Source organism: Metabacillus sp. KUDC1714 (assembly GCF_014217835.1).
GTDB classification, from domain to species: domain Bacteria; phylum Bacillota; class Bacilli; order Bacillales; family Bacillaceae; genus Metabacillus; species Metabacillus rhizosphaerae.
In genome coordinates, this window is sequence record NZ_CP055263.1 from 2,912,723 (window position 1) to 2,939,592 (window position 26,870).

General features: G+C 32.7%; 21 protein-coding genes and 1 pseudogene. 18 read left to right on the plus strand and 4 right to left on the minus strand.

Going from position 1 to position 26,870, the window contains the following annotated elements:
* Positions 1–22 precede the first annotated feature (22 nt).
* From rfbF to HUW50_RS13915, 6 genes are all read left to right on the plus strand, one after another.
* Positions 23–796, plus strand: a complete 774-nt coding sequence (gene rfbF, locus HUW50_RS13890) for a glucose-1-phosphate cytidylyltransferase (protein ID WP_185652917.1) — start codon at positions 23–25, stop codon at positions 794–796.
* A complete protein-coding gene (rfbG, locus tag HUW50_RS13895) occupies positions 781–1,866 on the plus strand; it encodes a CDP-glucose 4,6-dehydratase (protein ID WP_185652918.1) in 1,086 nt (361 codons plus the stop codon). Before rfbF ends, rfbG begins: the two co-directional genes overlap by 16 nt.
* 177 nt (positions 1,867–2,043) lie before the next feature.
* The gene (locus tag HUW50_RS13900; protein WP_185652919.1) at positions 2,044–2,904 is read left to right on the plus strand and encodes a hypothetical protein; all 861 of its coding nucleotides are present in this window, start codon (positions 2,044–2,046) and stop codon (positions 2,902–2,904) included.
* A 90-nt stretch (positions 2,905–2,994) separates the two neighbouring features.
* A complete protein-coding gene (locus HUW50_RS13905; protein WP_185652920.1) occupies positions 2,995–4,206 on the plus strand; it encodes a glycosyltransferase family 2 protein in 1,212 nt (403 codons plus the stop codon).
* Positions 4,207–4,594: 388 nt separating this feature from the next.
* The gene (gene rfbC, locus HUW50_RS13910) at positions 4,595–5,158 is read left to right on the plus strand and encodes a dTDP-4-dehydrorhamnose 3,5-epimerase (RefSeq protein WP_185652921.1); all 564 of its coding nucleotides are present in this window, start codon (positions 4,595–4,597) and stop codon (positions 5,156–5,158) included.
* 355 nt (positions 5,159–5,513) lie between these two features.
* Positions 5,514–6,461 carry a GDP-L-fucose synthase family protein gene (locus HUW50_RS13915; RefSeq protein WP_185652922.1) on the plus strand — a complete coding sequence of 316 codons (948 nt, stop codon included), beginning with the start codon at positions 5,514–5,516 and terminating at the stop codon, positions 6,459–6,461.
* Positions 6,462–7,403: 942 nt separating this feature from the next.
* Here the strand turns inward: HUW50_RS13915 and HUW50_RS13920 are convergent.
* On the minus strand, positions 7,404–8,309 hold the full coding sequence (locus HUW50_RS13920) for a hypothetical protein (protein ID WP_185652923.1): 906 nt from the start codon (positions 8,307–8,309) through the stop codon (positions 7,404–7,406).
* A 516-nt stretch (positions 8,310–8,825) separates the two neighbouring features.
* On the opposite strand from HUW50_RS13920, the gene HUW50_RS13925 reads away from it, so the two are divergent.
* On the plus strand, positions 8,826–10,262 hold the full coding sequence (locus tag HUW50_RS13925; protein WP_185652924.1) for a capsular polysaccharide export protein, LipB/KpsS family: 1,437 nt from the start codon (positions 8,826–8,828) through the stop codon (positions 10,260–10,262).
* 166 nt (positions 10,263–10,428) lie between these two features.
* Here HUW50_RS13925 and HUW50_RS27690 read toward each other — a convergent pair.
* Positions 10,429–11,065: pseudogene (locus tag HUW50_RS27690) on the minus strand (transposase); the annotation flags it as partial.
* Between the two features lie 82 nt (positions 11,066–11,147).
* Between HUW50_RS27690 and HUW50_RS13935 the strand changes: the two are divergent.
* The 5 genes from HUW50_RS13935 to HUW50_RS13955 all read left to right on the plus strand — a co-directional run bounded on the left by HUW50_RS13935 (position 11,148) and on the right by HUW50_RS13955 (position 16,277).
* Positions 11,148–12,152, plus strand: a complete 1,005-nt coding sequence (locus tag HUW50_RS13935; protein ID WP_185652926.1) for a UDP-N-acetylglucosamine 4,6-dehydratase family protein — start codon at positions 11,148–11,150, stop codon at positions 12,150–12,152.
* A gap of 76 nt (positions 12,153–12,228) precedes the next feature.
* Entirely contained in the window at positions 12,229–13,266 is a 1,038-nt protein-coding gene (neuB, locus tag HUW50_RS13940; protein ID WP_185652927.1) for an N-acetylneuraminate synthase, read from the plus strand.
* A complete protein-coding gene (gene neuC / locus HUW50_RS13945; protein WP_185652928.1) occupies positions 13,263–14,417 on the plus strand; it encodes a UDP-N-acetylglucosamine 2-epimerase in 1,155 nt (384 codons plus the stop codon). Before neuB ends, neuC begins: the two co-directional genes overlap by 4 nt.
* A 29-nt stretch (positions 14,418–14,446) precedes the next feature.
* Positions 14,447–15,607, plus strand: coding sequence for a DegT/DnrJ/EryC1/StrS family aminotransferase (locus tag HUW50_RS13950; RefSeq protein ID WP_185652929.1), 1,161 nt, complete (start codon positions 14,447–14,449; stop codon positions 15,605–15,607).
* Between the two features lie 10 nt (positions 15,608–15,617).
* The gene (locus tag HUW50_RS13955) at positions 15,618–16,277 is read left to right on the plus strand and encodes an acetyltransferase (protein ID WP_185652930.1); all 660 of its coding nucleotides are present in this window, start codon (positions 15,618–15,620) and stop codon (positions 16,275–16,277) included.
* A gap of 4 nt (positions 16,278–16,281) precedes the next feature.
* Here the strand turns inward: HUW50_RS13955 and HUW50_RS13960 are convergent, their stop codons facing one another.
* Positions 16,282–17,307 (minus strand): N-acetylneuraminate synthase family protein, encoded by a 1,026-nt coding sequence (locus HUW50_RS13960; RefSeq protein WP_185652931.1) that lies wholly within the window; start codon positions 17,305–17,307, stop codon positions 16,282–16,284.
* A 126-nt stretch (positions 17,308–17,433) separates the two neighbouring features.
* Here HUW50_RS13960 and HUW50_RS13965 point away from each other — a divergent pair, with 126 nt between their 5' ends.
* From HUW50_RS13965 to HUW50_RS13990, 6 genes are all read left to right on the plus strand, one after another.
* Positions 17,434–18,204 (plus strand): cytidylyltransferase domain-containing protein, encoded by a 771-nt coding sequence (locus HUW50_RS13965; protein WP_185652932.1) that lies wholly within the window; start codon positions 17,434–17,436, stop codon positions 18,202–18,204.
* Positions 18,205–19,051: 847 nt separating this feature from the next.
* Positions 19,052–20,140, plus strand: a complete 1,089-nt coding sequence (locus HUW50_RS13970) for a glycosyltransferase (protein ID WP_185652933.1) — start codon at positions 19,052–19,054, stop codon at positions 20,138–20,140.
* Positions 20,140–20,934 carry a sugar phosphate nucleotidyltransferase gene (locus HUW50_RS13975; RefSeq protein WP_185652934.1) on the plus strand — a complete coding sequence of 265 codons (795 nt, stop codon included), beginning with the start codon at positions 20,140–20,142 and terminating at the stop codon, positions 20,932–20,934. The genes HUW50_RS13970 and HUW50_RS13975 overlap by 1 nt, the downstream gene beginning before the upstream one ends.
* Positions 20,924–22,111 (plus strand): glycosyltransferase family 2 protein, encoded by a 1,188-nt coding sequence (locus HUW50_RS13980; RefSeq protein ID WP_185652935.1) that lies wholly within the window; start codon positions 20,924–20,926, stop codon positions 22,109–22,111. The genes HUW50_RS13975 and HUW50_RS13980 overlap by 11 nt, the downstream gene beginning before the upstream one ends.
* Positions 22,112–22,173: 62 nt before the next feature.
* The gene (locus HUW50_RS13985; protein ID WP_185652936.1) at positions 22,174–23,376 is read left to right on the plus strand and encodes a glycosyltransferase family 2 protein; all 1,203 of its coding nucleotides are present in this window, start codon (positions 22,174–22,176) and stop codon (positions 23,374–23,376) included.
* A gap of 193 nt (positions 23,377–23,569) precedes the next feature.
* Complete coding sequence (locus tag HUW50_RS13990; RefSeq protein WP_185652937.1) at positions 23,570–24,187, plus strand: hypothetical protein; 618 nt, start codon at positions 23,570–23,572, stop codon at positions 24,185–24,187.
* Between the two features lie 789 nt (positions 24,188–24,976).
* On the opposite strand, the gene HUW50_RS13995 is transcribed toward HUW50_RS13990, so the two are convergent.
* The gene (locus HUW50_RS13995) at positions 24,977–26,719 is read right to left on the minus strand and encodes a phospho-sugar mutase (RefSeq protein WP_185652938.1); all 1,743 of its coding nucleotides are present in this window, start codon (positions 26,717–26,719) and stop codon (positions 24,977–24,979) included.
* Positions 26,720–26,870 lie beyond the last annotated feature (151 nt).

Genomic DNA, 26,870 nt, shown 5'->3' on the forward strand with positions numbered 1-26,870 from the left:
TTTATTGGAAAGAGGATGTTAAATGAAAGTTGTTATTCTGGCTGGGGGATATGGAACAAGAATAAGTGAAGAATCAATTCTAAAGCCAAAACCCATGATCGAGATTGGAGATAAGCCGATTCTTTGGCATATTATGCAAATTTATTCACGTTACGGTTTCAATGACTTTATCATTTGTCTGGGTTATAAAGGATACAGCATTAAAGATTATTTTGCTAATTATTTTTTACATCAATCGGACGTGACTTTTGATTTTGGAAATTTGAATCAGAGAATTATTCATAATTACAAAGTTGAGGCATGGAAAGTGACTCTTGTAGATACAGGAATTGATACGCAAACGGGTGGTAGGGTTAAACGAATACAAGATTATATAGGGAATGAACCTTTTTTATTAACATATGGTGATGGTGTTACTGATGCTAATATACAAAAGGTTGTAGAATTTCACAAGTCGAATGGAAAGTTGGCTACAGTATTGTCGACACAGCCAGCTGGACGCTTTGGGGCGTTACAAATAAATGATAATAGTCAAGTAGAAGGATTTCAAGAAAAGCCGCAAGGGGATGGCGGATGGATAAACGCAGGATTCTTTGTTATGAATCCGGAAGTGTTTGAATATATTCAAGGAGATGACTCAGTACTAGAAAAGGATCCATTAGAAAATTTATCAAAAGATGGACAATTAATGGCCTATAAACATTCAGGATTTTGGTATTCTATGGATACAGTAAGAGATAAGAAATATTTGGAATCTCTTTGGCAATCGGGGAATGCACCATGGCTGCAAAGTTAATTGATAATTTTTGGAGGGGGAAAAAAGTATTTATAACGGGGCATACGGGATTCAAAGGATCTTGGTTATCTCTCTGGTTACTTTCCTTAGGAGCTGATGTGACCGGCTATGCTTTGCATCCGCCAACTAAACCTAGCTTGTTTGAACTTTGCGGGCTCAGCAAATCGATACATTCTGTCATTGGAGATGTAAGAGATGAGGAGAAGTTGCGGAAAGTACTAATCCAAGCAGATCCAGATATAATTTTTCACTTGGCTGCGCAACCACTTGTCAATCAATCGTACCAAACACCAGTAGAAACTTATGCCGTCAATGTAATGGGAACAATTCATCTTTTAGAAGCAGTGAAAAGTTTGGCGGTTAATACTAATCGGATCAGAGCAGTGATTAATATAACCTCTGATAAATGTTATGAAAATAAAGAATGGAACTGGGGCTATCGAGAAATTGACCGGTTGGGTGGTTATGATCCTTATTCAAACAGCAAGGCTTGTTCGGAGTTGGTGACTTGTTCTTATCGCAACTCTTTTTTTAACCCTGACAATTATGAATCTCATGGTATTGGGTTAGCAACAGCCAGAGCTGGAAATGTAATCGGCGGTGGAGATTTTGCAAAAGATAGATTAATACCGGACTGTATTAGATCTTTTCTGATAGGGGAAAAGTTGAAGATTCGGAATCCTGGAGCTGTTAGACCATGGCAGCATGTTTTGGAACCTTTAGGTGGTTATTTGATGTTAGCGGAAAAATTGTATTCGGAAGGACGAACATACGGAGAAGCATGGAACTTTGGACCATTTGATGATGACACAAAGTCTGTGGAATGGATCATTAAAAAAATGATTAAAAAATGGGATAATGATATTTCTTATGATTTGCAACAAGCAAGTGGCCTTCATGAAGCAAAAAATTTAAAATTAGATTGCTCAAAAGCAATTGAAGAATTAGGTTGGCATCCTAGATGGAATATTGATCAGGCGATTGACAAAGTGATTGAGTGGGCTATTGCCTATAGAGATGGTCAAGAAATAAAAAAAATCTGTTTGAATCAAATTTCTGAATATATTTAAATTTCAAAAAGTGTGAAAACAAAGATAAAAAAGGGTGGATTCTCATACAAGTAGAAAAGAAAAAGCCCAACGTGTTAATAGGATCATTACAGCAGTATATCTATGATCTTTGCATGACCCATAAAAGATTGCTTTGTAAATAAAAATAAATTTATCATTATATGGAGGTATTTTTAAATGACTTTACCAATTATATTTATACATCGAACAGATGATGCTTATCTATATTATATTTTACGACAGGCCAAATTGTCTAATCCAGATTCTGATGTAATTTTACTTGGAAGTGAATCAAATGCTAAATATATCTCAAACGATACTAAGCACTTTATGATAGATGATTATAGCGAAGGAGCATCGAATTTTGCCAAAGCTTATAAACATTTAAGTTCTAATGAGTATTATTATAACTTATTTTGCTTCCAAAGATGGTTTGTTTTAAGAGATTTTATGAGGAAACATAAAATTCCTGAATGCTGGGTGTTTGATTCAGACGTTATGTTATATACAAATATAAACAAGCAAGAATATAGAAATTTTTCATATGAATTTACATGGACTACTATAACCACATTAAAAGATATTGAAGATCTTTGTAAATTACAGCAAGAATATTTTAGTGATCCCAAGTTGTACGAAGATCTCAAGATTTATACTAAAGAAACAGGACATCATCTTAGTAACGGAGATCTATTAGTATCAGATATGGTAACTCAAAGGCTATTTTTTGAAAGGCATCTTAAAGGAAATAGAGTACATGGAATTTATTCAAATTCTTTTTTTGATAATAATTTACACCTTTCGTTTCCAGGAGTTGAAATGTTAGATGACAAGAAAAAAATCTATTTAATTGATGGGACTCTTTGTTGTAAAAAAACAGGTTCCAATCAATATTATAAACTTAATTCGGTACATTTTACTACAACCGCTAATAAAAAGTTTATTGAGCGTTGTTACTCACCAAATACAGCATCAAAAAATAAGGGAGCTTATTTTTTGGATTACAAAACAAACCAGTGGAAGCAGACAACGGTGTAATAATTCCCAAATTATTAATAACTACTAACTATTTATTCATTGATACGACAGTTTCATATTTTCAAAGAAATATAAAAGGATGTGTAGCTATTGAAACTAGATGAATATCCTTTGGTAAGCGTGATTACACCTTCTTTCAACCAAGCACAATTCATTAAAGAAACAATCGAGAGTGTTTTAAACCAAAATTATCCTAATATTGAACATATTGTCATTGATGGTGGCTCAACTGATGGTACTCTGGACATATTGAAGAGATACAGTCTCCAAGCAGCAAATTTTAGATTTGTATCAGAAAAAGACCGTGGCCAATCACACGCCATTAACAAAGGGCTAAATATGGCAAAGGGTGAGATTATAGGTTGGTTAAATTCTGATGACACATATTTGCCAGGAGCTATTGAGAAGGCTGTTCATTCTTTTAACGAACAGGATAGCAGGGCATTGGTATATGGAAAAGCGAACTTTACAAATGAACGGAATCAACCCACTGATCCTTATCCTGTTGAACCCTTTATGATAGAAAACTTATTTAAAGCATGTATTATATGTCAACCTGCTGCATTTATTAAAAAAAAGGTATTTAAGGATGTAGATGGAGTTGATGAAAAACTACATTTTTGCATGGATTATGATTTATGGATGAGAATTGCTAAAAAATATCCGATTGGATATATTGATGAAATTCTCGCTAATTCTAGATTACACCCGGATGCGAAAACCGTTAAAGTTATGAATGAAACTGGTTTTTTAGAAATTTTTGAAGTAAGTAATAGGAACTTTGGTACAGTGTCAAACCATTGGGTTTGGGCTTTTGCAGTTAATAATTTTCCCAAAGGTCGAATTTGGTTAATGGAAAAACTTAAAACCCATTCTATTTTTAGTCCCTCTCCAAAAATAATTACAAGAAAACAACATCAAGATGATTTGGCCCCGTCAGTGTTTCACATTCAAATAGAAACTGATAAAAGGTTTCCTTTGCATACTCTGGTTATAAAAATCAAAAGTTATTTTCCTAATTGTTATGTTTATATAAATGACCGTTATCAAATGAAAATAAAACAAAATCGAAAATCTTTAGAAATTGAAATTCCTATCCAATCAAATGAACAGAACGTGGATATTAAGCTGGTAACGGAACCATGGGCTTTCAATTTAAGAGACGTTGACTTTCAAGTTGACAACATTCTTCCTTTTTCAAAGGAAGAGTATGATTTTTACTGTCTTTTAAAACAGGGACCAGACCAAATACAAAATTGGTTGTATGCAAATAGGTTCCCAGCACCAAATTATTCTAACTAACTAACTAACTAACTAACTAACTAATTTTGCGCATTTTTAACGAAAAAGATGCTCTTTTTGACAGCTTCCGATTATAGAATTACATCCTTCCATTTAAAAAGAAATTTATCCTTGAAAGCATTACATTTACCTTCTAAATTTTATTTATAGATTAGCAAAAAGTTAAATTGATAGTGTTCATTTCTTTAACTCAAACTTTGAATGAAATAAAAAGAGTTTTTATATTTATTAATATAGTGCTATGTTTCAAAAGCTGAAGATTTCTTCACTGAAAAGGATTTGTATGAAAAGCAAGCATCCATCGCTTAACCGTCCTTTTTGGTTGGATTAAAAATATGCCTAAACCCAATTAATCAGATGAGAATCAAATAGAAGAGTGGTGAACGACTTGAACTTTAATATTAAGAAAACTAAGTTGCCGGGTTGTTTTGAAATTATTCCGGATAAATTTGAAGATAAGAGAGGGACACTTATTAAAGTATTCCATAAAGATATCTTTCTTGAAAAACACCTAGAAGTTGAATTTGCTGAGGAATATTATTCAATCTCGGATAAGGATGTATTAAGAGGGTTACATTTTCAACTACCGCCAAAAGATCAAGTGAAATTAGTAAGTTGTATTTCAGGTGAGGTGTTTGATGTTGTAGTAGATTTAAGGTTGGGTTCTCCTACTTATGGAGTATTTGAGACGTTTCATTTGTCAGCAAAAAAAGCAAGTATGGTATATATCCCCAAAGGATTAGCACATGGTTTTTATGTTTGCAAGGAACCTGCAATCATGCTCTGCAAAACCTCCACAGTTTTCAGTCCTGAATATGACCATGGAATTCATTGGTCATCGTTGGATATTCCTTGGCCTAATAAAACACCAAAAATATCAGAAAAAGACAGTAAGCTTCCTATATTTAACCAATTTAATAGTCCATTTCATTTTACAGAAGAAGTATTGTAGTAACTAATGTTTAGGGAGGTTCCTTAATAAATGTTTTGCAGAGTGAGTATTGATAAATGAATGTAACTTAAAGATTGCAGCATCTAAATGGTTTGATCCTATCACCACTTTTTTAACCAATCAGGTTGACAACCTAGGTATTAAGGATTCTGCTTTAAAAAATAGAGTAGGAATTAACGAGGACAAGAAAACGAAATAGCTTAATATTGAATATAAATAGATTTGAACTGGTAATAACTCTTTTCCTAAAGTTAGTTAGAACCTTTTATGTGGTTAAGTTTTTGATCCAGATTAGAGCTATGCTTGAAACTTTCTTCCTTGCTGAAATGATTTGAAAAATATAGGAGGTTATTTCATGGGACTCGATATATCAGAAAAAAGAATTGTAGTTACTGGTGGGGCAGGGTTTTTAGGCCAGCATGTAGTTGATTTGTTAAAGAAGCAAGGGTGTAAAAAGATTTTTATTCCAAGAAGCAAAGAGTTTGATTTAAGAAAAGAAAAAGATATTGATATGATGTTGCAAACCTTCAAACCAGAAATAATTATTCACTTAGCGGCCTCTGTAGGAGGAATTGGAGCAAATCAAAAGAACCCAGGAAAATACTTTTATGATAATCTCATAATGGGAATTCAATTAATGGAACAATCCCGATTATACCAAATTGAGAAATTTATTGCGATTGGAACAATTTGCTCCTATCCTAAATTCACACCTGTTCCTTTTAAAGAACAGGATTTATGGAATGGATATCCCGAAGAAACGAATGCCCCATATGGTTTAGCAAAAAAAATGATGCTTGTACAATCTAAAGCTTATCGTGAACAATATGGTTATAATTCTATCTTTTTATTACCTGTAAATCTTTATGGGCCTGGTGATAATTTTGATCTTGAATCCTCTCATGTTATTCCTGCAATAATTAGGAAATGCATTGAAGCGAAAGTTAAAGGTGAATCAAGTGTTTCTCTTTGGGGAACAGGAAATATAACCAGAGAATTCCTTTATGTAGAGGATGCGGCTGAAGGTATTATTTTAGCTACAAAGAATTACGATCAATCCGAACCTGTAAATATAGGGTCTGGTAAGGAGATCTCCATAAGGAATCTAGCGGAAAAAATTAAATTAATGACAGGCTACCAAGGGGAACTTGTTTGGGATGACAGCAAGCCAGACGGGCAACCTCGTAGACAGCTGGATGTTGAATTGGCGAAAAATTATTTTGGGTTTGAAGCAAAAACTAATTTAAATACTGGACTTCAAAAAACTATAGAATGGTATCTTGAGTCTCGGAATAAATATTAAACGTATGTATTTTATTATGTTGGTACCAAACTCTTACAACCAAGTTGTAAGAGTTGTTTGTATTAACCAATTGTGATTAATAAAATGAAATGATAACTTCTATTAGATAAACACCCTCATAAGACGTTAATTAGGTATATAAAGATTTCAATTGAAACAAAGAAAGATAAGCAAACAGAGCATGAAATGGAAAAAGTAAGTAAGACAATGCGAGATGTAACAAGAGATAACAACATGCTCTTGTAAGCAAAAAGCAAATATCCTAGTAGAGGATTTATCATGCTATTTAATAAGAAAGAAATGTAAGTGTATTCAACTTCATTGGGTACTCTAGTAGCGATCTTTTGGTCAACTTAGCAGTCGCTCCTTAGAGAATACACTTTTAGTAACATCGGCATCGCATGCAATCATTCATTGATGGTTTTTGCTAATCTTATTAGTCCCTTCCTCTAGAAATTTCTTCTAACGGTTAATAGTAAAAGTTCTTTTTTTGATATTGAACTAATGTTCCAATGCAATATCTAACCCGATTAAGAGGATTCCACCCTTGTACTATGCCAAAGATTTTGTCATGGCACAATATCTTGGAAGTTCACAAAAAGTCTTTGGGTAATCAGTATAGGAGATAAAACGATAGATTAAATAGGAGCACAGCCTTAGAATTCCTTTCTTTAAGATTTAATCCAGTTCGTTCTATTACAATTATTATAGGTGAACGAAGGTTGATGGTATTCGTAATTTTTTATTACGAACATTTCAAGTCCATCAAGGGTTTGAAGCGCTCTAGCTTCTTTTTATAGTATGAAAGAAGAACGTTGTGACTGCTAGTTGTGGTTATCTTTTCCAAAATAAGACTGTATTACTTTCATCCCTTCAAAAATTCTTAGTATGAAGTTACTCATAGTCCTTATTACATGAAACTTTGTAATGATGGTATTCTGGTTACAGTTGATTCCTGTTTAATTCAAGCAATTTCTTCTTTATATTATTATTTAAATAGTCGTAAAAATCATTTGAGTCTTTGTTTAAATTTTTAGTATTGATTATCTTACTTAGGGGTATATTTTTAGCATTTTTACTTAATACATCATAACTTCCTATTTGGGGAATAGACCTACTATTATGAACATCATGGACTTCGGTAATGAAAGATTCATTATAGATATTAGAACCAGTGAATCTTTTATCATGGATAGAATAGTATTTTTTTAAAAGATTGTATTGAGTAGCTATTTTTTCTATTAATTTTATATCTGAGTATTCAATATAGTAGTTAACATATTTATGACTGTCAATTGCAAGTATATTCATGATATACCAGTAAAAGGCATTGCGATCCATCCTGTCTGTGATATGATTTAGGCAATATTCTAATTCTTGATTAGGAATAATATTTTTCTCTTTAATCTCCTGTAGAAATCTGCTCCAATCATTGGGGTATACTAAGTTTTCCCCTAACAAATCCCATCCATGTTTAGATAACGAATTTAAAACCCCATGTAAGTCTCTTATAACGACTATGGTTAAATCTGGTTGCATGATCTGATTTATTGCTTTGATTCTTCCATTTGCCCTGATGAATTTTGTAACAACGCTTTTATTACCACTGATAAGACTGTTTAAGTAGTTTGTATGTTGTTTAGAAAGTTGCCCCTCATTTAATGATAAATTTGAAGTTATGTGATGAAAAATCCCTTCAAAATTTAATTGCTGCGTTTTTCTGTTCATCCAATAATATGGTTCATAATTAATTCTAACCTTGCCTTCTTTTTTTATTAACAAATAGGAAAGATATAATTGTATTGCCTTTGTCCCTGATCTGCCAACTCCAAAAATATTTATCTTCATCACTTATCCCCCTATTTTTAGTTTATAAACAATGAATTAAATATTAAAATTTATTATTTATTAAATACAATATGTATGAATCAAAACAATTGCTTTATCATTGAGCACATTTTTGCATAAAACATATGAAATTGATGCTTCAACCTACGTTTCCATTGATTTAAGTGTTTTTGAAAAGTGATGTGAAATCATCAAAATAGGCCCTTTTTATTTGATTTTTAGTCAATAAATTTAAGTGAAAAACGATATTGTGATAGGAGAAAATTATAGTTGAAAAATGTGATTTACTTAAATGTTTTTATTTAATGAATTTGAATCAACTATGACACTAGACGTGACCAATAAGATAGTCTTGTAATAATATATATTAATCCTTTTAAGTGTCTGTCTTGGTGCATTATATTTCGGTCCATTAATACTTTACACTTTTGACCTCAGTTAATGTATCTTGTTTAAATGGCAATGGGAAATAATTTATTTGCGAGAATCGTTCTTGCATTTATAGGGGGAAAGGCCATGGAAGAATATTTTATAAATTTTTATTCTTTTCACTTAGATTTTATCCATCAGTTTCGTGAAATAGAATATAAAGGAATTCCTTTACCATTATTAATAAAAGTAGAAAATTATTTTACTCGGTGTAATCTGCATCCTGAATTATCGAAACCATCATTTAAAGATCAATTAAAAGTGAAAATAAATCAGAAAGGTGAGATTCAAAAACAATATAATTTAATAATGGATCCACTAGTGAATAGAAAAACTGGGAATAAACAGAAAAATGGCAAATTGATGCTTTACGATTTTGTCCTACATGCATACTCTTTTGCACAGTACTTAGATCCTTCAAAAATTCATATGATGAATCACGTGAATGCAGGTGAAACATTTAAGAATTATGAAGTTGACATGAACCAAATGAAGGATAAACTGGTCATGAAAGCAAAAGAGATCTTTGGAAATTTCAAATCCCATCCAATTTATTCAAATCCCGGATTTCAGAATATGTTTTTAAGGAGTATTCCGGTTTTATTAAATGTATTAGGTAAAATTGACAATTACTTTGAAAAAGTACCTATTTCCTGTGTTATTGTCGGTACAACCACTGATACTTTTAGCCGAATATTAACCATTATGGCTGGCAAGAAAGGGATACCAAGTCTTTGTTTACAGCATGGTTTATTTGGTGAAATCCAATTTATGCCAGTATTTGCAACTAAAAACTGTGTCTTTGGTAATTACGAAAAGGAATGGTATCTTGCTCGAGGAGTTGACGAAGATAGAATAGAGGTAACAGGTCACCCGAGACATGATCGTATCTTCATGGGACCCCAAATGCCTAAATCGACACTACAACAGAAATTGGGATTGAACGCCCAAAAAAAGTCCGTTGTAGTAGCCACTCAACCGCATTCCGATATAGATCTATTATCCAACTTAATTCAAATTCTGTCTAAAAACTCGTCCTTTGAAATTCTTATAAAACCCCACCCGCATGAATATGCACGAAATACACTTCAAAAATATGAATCAATACTCTCTGCTCACCAATCTATAAAAATCGTCCCCCGGGAAATTGATCTGTATCATCTACTCTATAATATCGATCTTGTAATAGTAGCGGCAAATTCAACGATGGGTCTAGAGGCTATGATGTTCAAAAAACCAATCGTTTTATTTTTAAAAACAAAGGATCATATTCGTCCTGATCTGTATTTTTATTCACATTTTGATTATTTTGATGATATGGGTCGTTTTGTCAGCTCTGATCCAAAAAGTATTAATCATTTGGCTGGGCAATTATTTTCAAATAAAAGCCCAATTGCAACAGAATACAACAATATTAGAAATAAATTTGTTTCAAATAGGTACCCAAATGAATATTCCTTTCAAACAATCTCAGACCTAATCTTTAAATTAACTGGCAACCGATATATTAAGCCCACTAATTAAGTCTCTAAATGATGAATCTACTTTCCATTACGAAAAAGGATATTTGCTCTTTTAATTGTTAGCCAGTTAAAACAATGCTATCTGTTAAAAAGCCATTTAGAATAGAATAGTTTATCAAACCTTTCTTCTGGTATATCTTTAACCGTCCATTTACCTGATAGCGTTACTTGGCATTCTTCACCATTCCGATCACATCAAGTCCTTGTTCGACGATAGCTTGAATAAGAGGTTGTTGAGTAAACCACGTGTCCATCAAGACATAAGAGGCTTCAATTACCTTGGACAATGCTCGTTCAATCATTACCGGGATTTGTTTGGTCAGGAGCAGATTGGAGCGCTTTGGTACGACGCTTATAACCAGAACAGCGCTTATTAACCTCTTCATTGATCCCATTAATGGAAGACGTTTTTGAGCTTAGTAAAGAGAAGTCAATCGGTACGAAAGTATGCCCGTCTGACCAGCCTAATGTAAGCATTCCAAATCCTTTATAGAATCGCATTTTAAGAGAAGCATGATCAAAACAACGGGAAAGCAACTATACCTGTTTACTACGATTGCGATCAAACGTAGGGTCGTCGATATTGAGCACTTTTGGACGGTCCTTTGCCTTAATAATGCTGATCTTTTGAATGGTCGCTATACTAAAATGCAGAAGAGATTTTCTCAAAGCAAACTTGGAATGATTTAAAAAAAGATAGACAGTATCTTTGCCTGGAAGGCAATCTTTCTTCTTATATGAGACAATGGCAAACCAATTTTTTTGATGAAAGATCAGACAGAAAACAAGCTGAAACAAATAGGATTTTAGAGTGGTAAGTAATTAATAAAAAGAATTAGGTTTTGATAAAATCCACTCTTTGAAATTTGAAAGGTGATTGATAAATATGTTTAGAGGGAAAAATATTTTAGTCACAGGTGGAACTGGTTCAATAGGTAGTGAAATTGTAAGGCAACTTTTATCCTATAATCCAAACGTTTTAAGGGTATATAGTAGAGATGAGTCAAAACAATTTGAATTAAAACAAGAACTAAGCAATTTCGATAATGTGAGATATTTAATAGGGGATATTAGGGATAGAGTAAGACTAAAATATGCATGTGAAAATATTGATTATATTTTTCATGCAGCGGCTTTAAAGCATGTACCAGCTTGTGAATATAACCCTTTCGAAGCAGTTAAAACAAATGTAATTGGAGTCCAAAATATTATAGATGTATCTATTAATTCCAATGTACAAAAGCTAGTTGGAGTAAGTACTGATAAAGTTGTAAATCCAACAAATACGATGGGAGCTACGAAATTATTATCCGAAAAGCTTTTGTTGGCAGGTGAGCTATATAAAGGCTATTCACCCGTTACATTCTCATGTGTTCGATTTGGCAATGTCATGGGATCTCGAGGATCTGTTATTCCATTATTTAAAAAGCAAATTGAAGAAAATAAACCTGTCACGATTACGAGTAATAATATGACTAGATTCATGATGTCGATCCCCCAGGCAGTTAAGTTAATTATTGATGCTATGGAATACTCTGTTGGCGGTGAGATATTTGTATTAAAAATGCCTGTATTAAATATTAAAGATATGGCGGAAGTATTAATTCACGATTATAATCATAAAAATCATAATAAATATACCAATAAAATTGTTAATATCGGTGTACGGCCAGGTGAAAAAGAGTATGAAGAATTAATGACAATTAGTGAATCAGAACGTGCCTATGAAAATGAGAACTTATATATTATCCCTTCATTAATAAAGAAAGATTGGCAAATTCCTAAAGGATTTACAAAGGTAAAGAAACAGGGTTACTCATCAAAAAATTCTCCCCTTCTTACAAAAGAAGATATTTACAAGTTATTATCAGATCAAAAATTACTATTTTAACAAGGAAATATTTGAATGTAGAAGGAGCTTCTCCTTTTATTATCATTTACTCTTAATTGTTATTGGAGTGAAGAAAATGCAATTTAAAATTAAGGATCATATCATTAATAAGAAATCTCCTACTTATATTATTGCTGAAATAGGAGTTAATCATAATGGAGATGTAGAGATTGCAAGAAAGTCTATAGATGCAGCATTTGAGGCAGGTGCAGATGCAGTTAAATTTCAAACATATAAAAGTAACAAACTAGTATCGAAGTATGCTGAAAAGGCTCAATATCAAAAAGAAAATACACAAGATGAAGAAACGCAATTCGAGATGCTTCAGAAATTAGAGGTTTCGGCTAACGATTTTATTTTTTTGAAAAATTATTGCGATGACAAGGGAATAGAATTTTTATCATCTCCATTTGATGAAGATAGTGCAGAATTCCTTAAAAATATTGGGGTAAATGTATTAAAAATTGGATCAGGAGAATTAACGAATATCCACTTATTTAAAAAAATTAGTCAGTACAAATTGCCCATCATCCTTTCAACTGGTATGGCCAGTTTGGGCGAGATTGAAGATGCCCTAAATGTTTTAGAAGACAATGAGGTCGCTTTGCTTCATTGCACGTCAAATTATCCTGCACCTTATGAAGATATAAATTTAAACGCCATTATTACCATGAAAAATGCTTTTGGAAAAATAATAGGTTATTCCGATCATTCAGTAGGAATTGAAGTTTCTATCAGTGCGGTTTCATTAGGTGCTAAAATCATCGAAAAGCACTTTACTATTGATAAATCACTCCCAGGTCCTGATCATAAATCCTCCTTAAATCCACAAGAATTCTCCAATCTCGTAAAAAGCATCAGAAACGTAGAAAAAAGCTTAGGAAATGGGATAAAGAAATGCATGCCTTCAGAACAACAAAATAAAATGATTGTTCGAAAAAGCATAGTAGCCAATCAATGTATTAATAAGGGAGAAATCTTAACTAAAGATAATATGACTTTTAAAAGACCGGGAGGAGGCATTGCTCCTAAAAATATTGATGTGCTAATAGGAAGAAAGGTAAAAAACTCAATTAAAGAAGATCAAATAATATCATGGGAAGACTTATTATGACAGTAAAAGTAAAAAGAATAACTGTCGTAACAGGCACAAGAGCAGAATATGGAATTTATACACCGATCCTTCAAAAATTTCATGATGACCCTCATTTTGATGTGAATTTACTTGTTACAGGAATGCACTTATCTCCATTATATGGTATGACCATTGATGAGATAAAAAAAGACGGTTTCCATATAGGTGCAACAGTTGATATGCTCCTTCAGGGTGATACAGGTGCAAATATGGCTAAGTCGATAGGAATAGGTATTCTAGGAATGAGTCAAGCATTTGAAAATCTAAATCCAGATTTTATTTTTGTTTTAGGGGATAGAGGGGAGATGCTGGCTGCCGCGATTGCAGGTGCCTATATGAATATTCCAGTCGTACATTTTCATGGAGGAGAAGTAACGGGATCAATTGATGAGTCGGTTCGCCATTCTATTTCCAAAATGGCTCATCTCCATTTTGTATCCACAGAGAACAATGCTAAAAGACTTGAAAAAATGGGAGAAGAAAAATGGAGAATTCATTGTGTGGGTGCTCCTCGAATTGAAACGATTATAAACACCAGACTTCCATCATTAGATCTTGTTAAAAATAAATATCGTTTGTCAGGAGTTAAGGATTATTATTTATTCGTTTATCATCCCGTAACTACTGAAATATTTTCAATAGAGGAGCAAGTTTCTACTGTTCTTGAAGTACTATTAAATGAAAAAAAAGACATCATTTGTATTTTGCCAAATTCAGATGCAGGAACAAATCAAATTATGACAGTTTACAAAAAATATGAGGACAATATAAATCTTCAATTAGTAACAAACTTTGAACATTTAGATTATTTAGCTATCTTAAAGAATGCAGCAGCGTTAATAGGCAATTCTTCTTCTGGAATTATAGAAGCAGCATCTTTTCATTTACCCGTCATAAATATTGGAAGCAGACAGAATGGGAGGGAAATATCAGAAAATACCATTAATATCCTTCCAAATAAAGAAGAATTGGAAAAAGCATTAAAAAGAATCAGATCAGCAACCTTTAAAAACAGGTTAAACTTCATATCAAATATTTATGGAGATGGAAATACAAGTGAGCGAGTATTAAATGTTTTGAGGCATGTTTCCATAAACAATCGTTTACTTCAAAAAAAGTTGACATATTAAAATATATCAAGGAAGGGTTCGTGAGGTAAATGAAAGAAAAAAACAAACGAATCTTCCTTTCTCCTCCACATATGGGTGGTGAAGAAAGGGGATTCGTAAAAGAGGCGTTTGATTCGAACTGGATTGCGCCATTAGGACCCCAAGTGGATGCTTTTGAAAAAGAATTATCTGAGTATGTAGGAGCAAAAGGGGCATGTGCATTAAGCAGCGGTACTGCAGCTATTCATATTGCATTAGGGCTTCTGGGGATTCAACAGGGTGATGTCGTCTTTTGCTCATCACTAACATTTGTTGCAAGTGCTAATCCCATTTTATATATGGGAGCTGAACCTGTTTTCATAGATTCAGAGCCAAGCTCTTGGAATATGTCACCTGTTGCTTTAAAACAGGCTATTGAAGATTTTGCGAAAATAGGGAAATTACCGAAAGCAGTTATTGTGGTTAATCTTTACGGACAAAGTGCAGATTATGATGAAATAAAGGCAATTTGTTCAATTTATGATGTTCCTATTATAGAAGATGCTGCTGAATCTTTAGGAGCAACGTATAAAGGAAAAGCGAGTGGAACGCTTGGTACATTCGGTATTTATTCTTTTAACGGAAACAAAATCATTACTACTTCTGGCGGCGGAATGCTTGTATCAAACAATTTGGAAGCAACCGAAAAAGCCCGTTTTTTAGCAACACAGGCACGTGATCAGGCAATGCATTATCAGCACAGTGAGATGGGATACAATTATCGATTAAGTAATATTTTAGCAGGAATTGGAAGAGGGCAGTTACGAATTTTAGAAACTCATATTATGAAAAAAAGAAAAGTATACAACTACTATTATAAGAATTTGGCTGATATAAAAGGAATTCAATTTATGCCAGAAGCCCATTTTGGTAAGGCGACTAGATGGTTAACAGCATTAACGATAGATCCTTTGGAAACGAATATTAATGCTAATCAAATCATCAATGCATTAGAAAAAGAAAATATTGAGGCACGTCCAGTTTGGAAACCTCTACATTTACAGCCATTATTTATAAATCATGCATACTATCCTCATAGTAAAAATAGGAGTGTAAGTGAAGACCTTTTTAATAAAGGAATCTGTTTACCTTCCGGCTCTGACTTATCAATAAAAGATCAAGATAGAGTTATAAAATGTATAAAGAATATATTAAATGTAAATGAGGATTAAGAGGTGTGTGATGGAAAAGAAAATTATTATATATGGAACTGGTGGACACTCAAAAGTAGTAATGGACGCTATTGAAAAATCTGGACAGTATACAATTTATGGGTTCATTGATGATTATTATAATGATAATAGAGTTGATTTACAATATAAGTACATTGGGGATCACGCTTCCCTAAAAGGGATCATGAATAACATCTATGGTGGAGTTATTGCAGTTGGTGATAATTGGATAAGAAGTAATATTGTTTCAAAAATCAAGGGGGATTTTCCTTCCTTTAAATTTGTGACCGTGATTCATCCCTCAGCTGTTATAGGGGGGGAAACTGAAATAGGGGACGGAACCGTTATAATGGCTGGTGTTGTTGTGAATTGTCATACAAAAATAGGAGAACATTGTATCCTAAATACCATGAGTTCAGTTGACCATGATTGTTTTATAGATGATTATGTATCTATAGCTCCTGGGGCAACTCTTGGTGGAAATGTATGTGTTGGAAGTTATTCAGCCATTTCATTAGGAGCTAATGTTATTCATTCTAAAAAAATAGGTGCTCACTCTGTTGTAGGTGCTGGAGCAACGGTGTTAAACAATATTGATTCTCAAGTTGTAGCATATGGAACACCAGCTAAAGTAATTAGATATAGAGAAAAGGGAGAAAAATATTTATAAAGAATTAATTTACCGTTTTTTCTAATGTTAAAATCTCATCTTTTCTAATATCCTCTTTTGCTTTTTTATTAAGAACTGAAAAATATAAATTGAATGGATCATTGACAGTAAGTGAATCTGTTCGTTTAAAGAGCAAATCTTTACTTTTTATGATTTCTCCCTTTGGAATATCCCTTCTTGCTACCAAAGCTTTTTTCATCGGTCCGATCAATCTTTGTGATGTCTGATCAGTATTAATAAAATGATTTTGACTGATTATTTTTTTTGTTAAGTGTAATGAGTTTTTGATTTTAGGTAAGTAATCGGGATGAACTGCCGACTCATAATCTGTTCGTAATATCCCTGGGTTAAGAGTAATGTGTTTTTCAAAAATCCTGCTTCCAAATAAATACGCATATTCCATCAGCTTAATATCCACTTCTTTATCCCATTCAGTATGATCCGCATATCCAATTTGAAGGTTAAAGTATTCTTTTAGCTTATTTATTTTTGACAGTTCTAACTTATTAAAATCGGATGGATAGTTTTGATAACCATACATTAAATAGATTTCTTTGCTCTTGTCCTCTTTAGTAAGAAAATCAAGCGTACGTTCTAGTTCATAAGTATTAACGCCACTCAGACTAATAAAAACAGGAAAATCAGTCATTCTTATTTTATCCAGTAATAAAACATCGTTTATAGAAGTACCATGAAGACAAATTGCATTACAGTTACTTTGATCAAGAATTTCTAAACTATCCAAATCATCTACTAAACATAAAGTCTCTAAACCATGATTTTTAGCGTGATATAATATTTTCAGCCATTGTTCTTTGGTAAATGTCCAGTTTCTTAATTTTTGATAAATAGGGTGTTGCTTTTTCATATACTGGTCAATATTGGTTAAAAGGTGGAATTTAATTCCATTGCAGTTATTCCTACTTGTTTCAATCATTCGAATAATGTAATCAAAATCTCCTTCATGAGTATAAGCTGTTTCTGCGATGATATATGGCTCATGATTATTTATAAGATCTTTAACCTTCATAATGACATCACCTGTTCCTTTCCTTCATAAGAATAATTTATGTTTAAAAAGCAAAAAAGTGAGTGAAATGAGGTGAATAGGTGTTAAACGGTAAAAATAATGAAAGAGGAGGAGGAATAACAATTTATGAAAATAGGTTTCTTAATTACTGCGAGGTTGAAATCTTCAAGACTGCCGTTAAAAGCTATTCTCATGCTAAAAAACCGTCCAATTATTGATTGGGTAATTGAGCGTGCAAAAAGGGTTCAGTATGTTGATCAAATCATATTATGTACGTCTGATTATCCACAAGATAAGCCTCTCGTTGATCGAGCGAAGGACTTGGGGATTTATTACTTTATGGGGGAGCCGGACGATGTCTTATTCAGATTATATAAGGCGGCAACTTTTTATCAATTGGATTACATTATTTCAGTAACAGCTGATAACCCATTCTTTTCAATTGAATATACTCATAGAATTATTAATGAAGCATTAAAGGAAAAACCAGATTTCATTAAAATAACTGGGTTGCCTATTGGATGCTTTACCTATGGACTTAGTTATCATGCATTAAAAAAAGTATGTGATAGTAAGCAAGTAGTTGATACAGAGATATGGGGGCCTTTTTTTGAAAATGAGCAAATATTTTCAGTTAAAGAAATACAAGCCGAAACAAGAGATCAATTTCATGCAAGATTAACGATTGATACTCCAGAGGATTTTGAGTTCATTACAAAGCTTGCGGACTCTTTGAAAGAAAATGAATGGTATAGTTATACATCCATCATAAATTCCTTAAAAAATAATTCTGAAATAATCAAGATTAATAATCATATTCAGCAAAAAACATTATCAGTAGAAGAGAAAAGGAAAATGTTAGATCCTTTTAGGGGAGGAGAAAAGAATGGAGATTGACAAGTGGTTTATGAAATTAGATATTCGTGGGGGAAGTTATTGAAAGTAAATATTAATTCTTTACATCCTCTACCATTTAGTTCCCCTTCTCATAATAAGAAACCAAAGATTCTATTATCCAAATAAGTGCACAATCGAACAACTACGTTTAACATGACTTGGAACCACAGTATAAAGGACCGTAACTACTATGGTGTAGTGGGATACTATGATTCTCCTAATATATGGAAGGTGAAAATTGAATAAGGAGGCTGCTATCATGACATGGCGAGGTTCAGAAATGGCCTAAAATAATTGACTCGAAGGATCCATTCTATTCTCGTTAATATTGAGCGAAATTCATAGAAAATCTCAAAAGGGGTTCGGAATAAAACCATTCCAAACCCCTTTTGTCGTCAATCTGAGACTGCTATTAACATTGCAGTCTATTTTTTTTTCAAGTTTCACCTCGCCTTCTATATATACATATACATACTTGAACACTTAATTATTTAATAATACTAATAACTGAAAGATAGTGGTTTTAACAAAAATGGATTATCAAATGTATTATCACTATTAAAAAAAATGTCATATTTGAGAAAGCTAGTCTATTCCTTGATGTTTCTTCACTTTGGATCTCTTAAAGTATTAATTTAAGGGAAATATTAATCTTAATTCATTACCTTTGAACTATTTTATGAAAGTAGCATAAATTAATTTTGAACTAATTTTTTATAAAAATTACTAACGTTGTTATTGTGTTAAAAACTAAGTCGATGCAACCGCCTTTAAGGATATAAAATGGAACGCTCATAATAATAAAAATATTTTCCCCTAAAAAAGTAAGTTAGGAGCTTTTGATTTTATGGAAACAAACCAGAAAAAAGCCAGTGTCATTCTGTCCTCTTATAATGCGAAAGATAGACTATTCTTAGCTCTTTCTTCTTATAAACACCAGGACTTCCCGAAAGAGCAGTTTGAAGTTATTGTTGTTGATGATGGATCAAAAGACGAAACGTTTAAACTTATTGATCAGATTGATATTGATTTTTCATTAAAATATATTCGCCACCCTAATAACCTAGGAAGGGCATGTGCTAGGAATAGTGGTATAGCAGAAGCCTCTGGGGAAGTCATTATTTTTAGTGATAGTGACATGATTGCTGAACCAACATTTATATCGAAACATGTTCTTCATCATGAAAAAAACAATGAAATTTTTGTTGGAGGTTCTTTTTGGAATAAAATAGACCAACGCTATAATGAACAAAAAGGTGAGTATACTCCCCCTATTACACCAGAAGAAATTATGCATGAAAAATTTTTTGATGCTTCAACCAAACAGCCCTTTGCTCAGCATTATGAAAGGTATCTGAATCAATATGGAAGTAATCTTAATGGGTTTGAATTTCCATGGATGTATTTTATCGTGATGAATTGTTCTGTCAAATCCAAACATGTAAAACAAATAGGGTTATTCGATGAACAGTTTCAAAGAAGGTATGGCGGGGAAGATGAGGAAATGGGCTACCGCCTTTGGAAAGGTGGTTTAAAGGGAATCGTCGATCCTTCTATAAAAAATCATCATCAAGAACACAAACGTTTTGGTAATCAAGGCAGTGACAGTAATCAAAGTATCAATTATATTATTCAAAAACATCAAGACCTTAATCCAATCATGTATTATCACATCCATTTCGTAGATCTCATCGAAAAAAGTAGGTTGTTACAGGATATTCAACGGGCAATTCAAGAAAAAGTAGTATCACTTTCCTTTGAGCAGAATTGTTTGAATGAATTCCTTCTTTATAGCCAAGGGATTACAACTCGCACATCAAGTTCGTATTATTTGAAAAAAGATATTAGAAGATTACAAATAAAAAAACAGTACCGGCAACTGGTATTTTTTCTTCATCAATTAATATTCAGTAATAAAAAATGGAGGAGAAGTTAATGAAAATGTATGGAATTTTACCAGCTGCTGGTTTAGGTACGAGGTTAGCGCCATTAGCGTTTTCAAAAGAAATGTTTCCTGTTGGCTATCAAATGTATAAAGGGGAGCTTCGTCCTTGTCCGGTTTCGCAATATTTAGTGGAAGCTATGAAAAAGGCTGAAATATACAATGTTTTCTTCATTATTAACTCATCTAAAACGGATATCCTGTCTTATTATTTAAACGGTTATCGGTTTGAAATGAACTTTTCTTATTTAATTCAAATGGAACCAAAAGGGATGGTAGATGCTATTCTTCAAGTGACACCTTGGCTTCCAAAAGAAGAAGAATACCTTGTTACGTTTGGAATGCCTGATACGTTTTTTAAACCTGATACGTTGCTCAAATTATTAGTGAAAAAAATAAAACAAAGCGAAGATATGGATATTGTTTTAGGTGTTTTTCCTACAAAGGCTTGGCACAAACTCGGAATGACAACACTAAAAGAGGATAAAGATGGTAACGTTCAAGTTGTAGAAATCATCGATAAACCGAAGGCAAAACCAGATACAGATTATGCTTGGGGGGCAGCTGTATGGAAATCGAGGTTTCAGGATTTCCTTACTCAGTATACAAAGAATTATTCAAAAAAAGAGGAATTAGTATTAGGGGATGTTTTTAGAGAAGCAATAAAAAACGGATTTCGAATTGGTGCAGTTAAAGGAGAATACTACTTAGATACCGGAACAATAGAAGATCTTTCAAGGGCTATTACAAAAATGAATGATCAGGGGGGATTTTTAAGTGGAAATTGAAGTAAGTATCATTATACCATCTTATAATCGGTATCCACAAAACATGCTTACTCTTTATTCATTACAAAACCAAACTTTTGATCCATCTAAAATGGAAGTTATTTTAATTGACGACGGCTCAACCGATGAGACATTTCAAATCCCCAATAAATTTCATCCTCCTTTTACATTTAAATATTTCAAATGTGAAAATAATATGGGTCGTTCTAAGGCAAGAAATATTGGTATTGAGAAAGCAAATGGGAAAATCATTGTTTTTTTAGATGCTGAAATGATTGTGAACCCGGATTTTGTACAAAACCATTATCAATATCATCAAATCAATAAAAAATTGGTATTAACTGGAGCTCTTGGGTACCATTCTTTGTTTTCATTTATTTTTCCACAATTTAATAAAGAAGAGTTAAATCGAATTGCTAGATTTGTACAGGGTGATAGAGTTTTTTTAAAACGATTTCGAACCTATTCTAAAACCAAGCGTCCAATTCAAATGATTTTTAAAGAGGATATTGATACGTTAAGATTTCAAAAGCTTTCTTATTTTTCCCAATCGTCTCTTGATCAAAAAACGATTTCATTGTTTGGTGAAGAATTGACTGGATTTCAATTACCTTGGATAGCCTTTTTAACTGGAAATGTTTCGTTACGAAAAGAGCTACTACAGACTGCTGGTCATTTTGACGAGACATTCATTGGATGGGGGTTCGAAGATTGGGAGCTTGGATATCGGCTATATAAATGCGGAGCTACATTTTCCTATAAACAAAATGTAGCAAGTTATCACCAAGAACATCCTGTAACAAATCATCATAATTGGCAAGCTTCCCTAAAAAACTTTTATCTATTCCAACAAAAGCATAAAGATATTGATGTTTTGGTCATTGCATTCATTTTAATGGGTCAATATGATCGATTGGAAATCCATGAGATTTTAAAAGAATATAAAAGATTGGAAAAGGAATATCCCGACAAATTTTTCGATTTTAAAGATAGTATTCTATCGTTATTGAAGGCTGCTTCTAAACTTTTAGTAGAAGAGAAACCACTTGAAAATCTGTTTGTAGCAGCAGACAATCATCATAGAAAAAAGCATGCACAGTCTGATCGAAATGCTGTTCATTCCTTAGGGGAATTCAATAAATTGGTCAATGCTTTTGATTTTTTAATCTGTTTATAAAAAGCTGATTGTTAGTTGTGTTTTACTGGATCCACTATGTGATAGATAAGGAGTGTATTATTTTGGAGATAGAAATAAGTATTATTATTCCTTCCTATAATCGTTATCCTCAAAATTTACTAACACTATACTCATTAGAGAACCAAACCTTTGATTCATCAAAAATGGAAGTCATACTTATAGATGATGGTTCAACAGACGAAACTCCTGAAATACCTAAGCAGTTCAAACCTTCTTTCTTATTCAAATATATACGAAACGAGGAAAATTACGGGCGATCCAGAGCTAGGAATGTCGGTATCGAGAGATCATTAGGAAAAACAATTATATTTTTAGATGCTGAAATGATTGTTGATCCTGATTTTGTACAAAATCATTATAATTATCAACAGAATAACACAAATTTGGTTTTATCAGGTGGGCCGTATCATAAACGTGTGTATTCATGCTTTTATCCTGAATTTACAAAAGAGCAACATCACCAAATTAAGTCTTTACTAAAAAATATAATAAAAGCAAAAATTCCCCTTTCTGAAAAAGTGCTTTCCTTAAAGAATGGTAATCTGGTTCAGTTGTTATCAAAACAGGACATTTTATCTAAGAAATATCAGCTGTTAGCATTCGAATCACCATATTTATCAGAAATTTTTAAACAATATGGTGATAAATTAAATGGTTATAATCTACCATGGGTTTTATTTTTGAGTGGTTTTGTTTCAATCCCACGAAACCTTCTTCAAAAAGTCGGAGGGTTTGACGAAGGGTTTAAAGGATGGGGATTTGAGGATTGGGAGCTTGGATATCGACTTTATCAGGCTGGAGCAACATTCCGTTGCGATTCAAATGTTTCTGGTTATCACCAGGAGCACCCCGTTTCATATGACGAACTTTACAGGGATTTGTACAAAAACTATCTTCGGTACCAAAGAAAACATCAAAGTTTCGAAGTCTGTATACATGTATTGTTTCTAATGAATAAAATAAATAGAATACAAGAAAATCTTGTGGTAGGTGACTACAAATTACTATGTCAAAGTTTTCCGGACAGTTTTCAACATTTTAAAAATGGATTTCTAACAGTGTTAAAAGAACTGGCTGTTCTAATGGCAGATCAAAAACCTATTAATCGATTATTGAATAGATTGGACATTGAAGATCCAATAAAATGGAAACATTTATTGCTTTCTGAACGAAATAAAATTAAATCTCTTAACCAATATCCTCACTTAATTCAAGTATTTGATAACATTTCTATTTTATTATAAGAATAACACACAAGTATTAAAGAACTCCGGTAATAGGTTGGGGCCTTATTTGGCTTCGTAATCATAATAGGAAACTCGTAGGAACAATCGGTTTATACAGGACACACTACTTGCAATCGATGCTGATAATAAATTGGATGCTGTTCAGCAAAGTCGTTTTAATAAATTATCATTCTTGAAAGGTAGAACTTAAATGGTGGAGAAAAGGAAATTTTTAATTTTAGGACATCCAAGAAGTGGTACCGGATTTATGGTGAAATTATTTCAGTTATTTGGATATGATATTGGACATGAAAAGATGGGCAAGGATGGAATTAGTAGCTGGATGTTTGCAGTAGAAGATTATCAAGTATATTGTGACAATACACTTAACAGGCAAGATTTCATTTTTGATTATATTATTATGAATATTAGGCACCCTTTTGATATTGTATGTAGCACATATTACACAGAAAATATAGCAAAGGAAAGTTTGGAATATCGTAAAAAATATATAAATTTCGATGGTCTAAATGAAGTAGAAATGGCTGTGAAAAGTGTTCTTGAGTGGTATAAACGAATTGAATTACAAAGACCTATATTAAAAGTCTGTATTGATAAAAATCCAGAAGAAAAATTATTTTATTTCTTAAAGCGGTTTGAAAATAAGGAATTAATTTTTCAAAATGTAAAGATAAAGGAAAAAGTAAACGCAAGATCACACCCTGATATGGATTACTCTTTTTTAAAAGCCAATTGCAATAAAAATTTAATGTCACAGTTGGAAAATCTTTGTGAGTTATACGAATATAATATTGAAAAGATTCCGTAATAGCCAGTAATTAGTGCAAATAAGAATAATCATTAGTGACTAAAAATGATATTAACAGAGTTAAAAGGATACAACTGAGATAGAGAATATACGATATACTAAAGGCAGTATGTGACCAAAATTGTTAAAAAATTAACATTATAAAAAATAATGAAACCTAAGAAAATAAATTTTAGACCTTTATCACACTAATATAGTCAAGGATAGCTTTATGATACTCTACTTGCACTATAATGCATATTATATTCGTCACTCCAAATGAATCTAGGGATTAACGTTTCTTTATCAACGCTGCCTTTCAAGTTCCTCTAACTTAGGAACTCATTTTCTGCTTCTAAAAGCTTAATGCGTACTTCTTCATTTTTCAACTTTTTTTCTTAGGGCTTCATATGGGAAATCGAGTGGCAAATTAGATTCTCCAAAAGATACATAGTTTTTATTACAGAATGATTTGAGGGGGGAGATTAGCTTTCTCCCCTATCCAGATTATGACTCAATTCAAACTTCCCTATTTCATGACCCCCAGTATGAAAATTAGATCCACCTGTCATTATTTTACTATACCTTTTTGCTATACTCTTATACTGTTTTAAGTCTTCTTTGCCTTGTTTTCGATGCCATATTTCTATTCCGTCGAAATGAAATTGCATTAACTCCCCAACGATCGTATCACCGTGAATGAGTAAAGGATGTGCTAAAACGGCTACACCGCCAGCTCTATGAATTAACTCTAATCCATTACTTGTGAAAGTTCCAATTTATCCGCTGCACATTTTTGGGTTACTAGAATCAAAAAGAAATAATATCTTTTACTATCTTCATCACATCGTTTTCTAGTCTCATCAATAACTTTTCACTTTCATTCAGTGAAGTGCTTTTAACTGAAAAATAAAACTTAGCTTTTGGCTCTGTTCCAGAAGGACGTATAGCAACCCATGAAAGATCCGCTAAATGGAATTTTAATACATTTGATGAGGGGAGTTTTATAAAAGCTTCCTCTCCAGTCAAAAGGTTTAAACGTTTACTTGATTGATAGTCTTCTATAACAGATATTGTAAGTCCAGCAATTTCTTCTGGCGGATTCTTTCTAAATGAAGTTAAAATGTTGGAGATTTGCTTTTTACCTTCTTTTCCTTTTAATGTTAATGATTTTAAATACTCTTTGTAGAAACCGTATTTCTTATAAATTTCAATAAGCCCTTGATATAATGATTTGCCTTGTCCTTTATAGTAAGCAGCGACTTCAGCTGCAAAAACGGCAGATTGGATAGCATCTTTATCACGAACAAAGTCACTGATTAAATAGCCATAGCTTTCTTCATAACCAAATTGGAATATATGATTTTTTGTTTGTTCAAATTCCTTGATTTTTTCGCCAATATATTTGAAGCCAGTTAAAGTATCGACGGTTTTTAATCCAAAATCATCAGCGATGACACGTCCAATTTCTGAAGTCACTATCGTTTTAATTACAACACCGTTTTTAGGTAGTATCCCTCTTTCTTTTTTTTGAGACAACATATAATAAAGCATTAAGGCTCCCATTTGATTACCGGTTAAAATGACGTAATTGCCTTTCTCATTTTTCACAGCAACACCTAGGCGGTCACCATCTGGATCGGTCGCCATTAAAATATCAGCGTCAATTTGTTTTCCATATTGAATAGCCAATTCAAATGCTGCGTGTTCTTCTGGGTTTGGTGAAGTCACAGTTGAAAAGTTCGGATCTGGCTTTTCTTGCTCTTTAACAACTGTAATATTTTCAAAACCGAATGCTTTTAAACCTGCAATAACAGGTTTATTTGATGAACCGTGAAGTGGAGTAAAAACAATTTTTAAATCTCTTTTGAATTTATCAACCATATTGCTGTTCAATTGGATAGTCATCAGCTTTTCAAGATAAGCAGTGTAAATATCCTCACCAATGTAAGATAATAAACCACTAATCAATAATTCTTTTTCTTCTATTACTTCAACTGTTAACTCATTTTCAACTCCTTCGACAAACTGAATGATTTTGTTAGCTGCTGTTGGAGGAATTTGCCCTCCATCTTCTCCATACACTTTGAAACCGTTATATTCTGGTGGATTATGACTTGCAGTAATAACGACACCTGCATAAGCGTTTAAATAACGAACTGCGAATGATAATTCAGGTGTCGGACGCAGCTCATCAAAAATGCAGACCTTTATTCCCTGTTGGCCAACTGTTTTTGCTACTTCTAGCGCAAATCCAGGTGACTTATGCCGGGAATCATACGCAATGACCACACCACGTCTTTTTGCTTCTTCGCCTTGCTCAACAATGTAATCAGCTAAGCCTTTAGCCGCTTTACGGACTGTATAGATATTCATACGATTTGTCCCAGGTCCTATTTCTCCACGAATACCGCCTGTACCAAATTCTAAATTTTTGTAAAAACTGTCTTCTAATACCTTCTCATCATTCTGCATTTCTAGTAATAACTCTCTTAATTCTTTATCCAATAGTTTATAAGAAAGCCAATTTTCAACTTTCTTTTTCCATGTCATATTAATTCCTCCTTTTGATTGACGTTGATTGTGATTCTTTAAGCGGATTATTCCCTAATGTAGAAATTTATATCATATTGTAAAATAATCCAAGCTTATAAAATTGATAGATTTAATAATCCCCGTGTTCTAGTTTCACCAAAAGAATAAC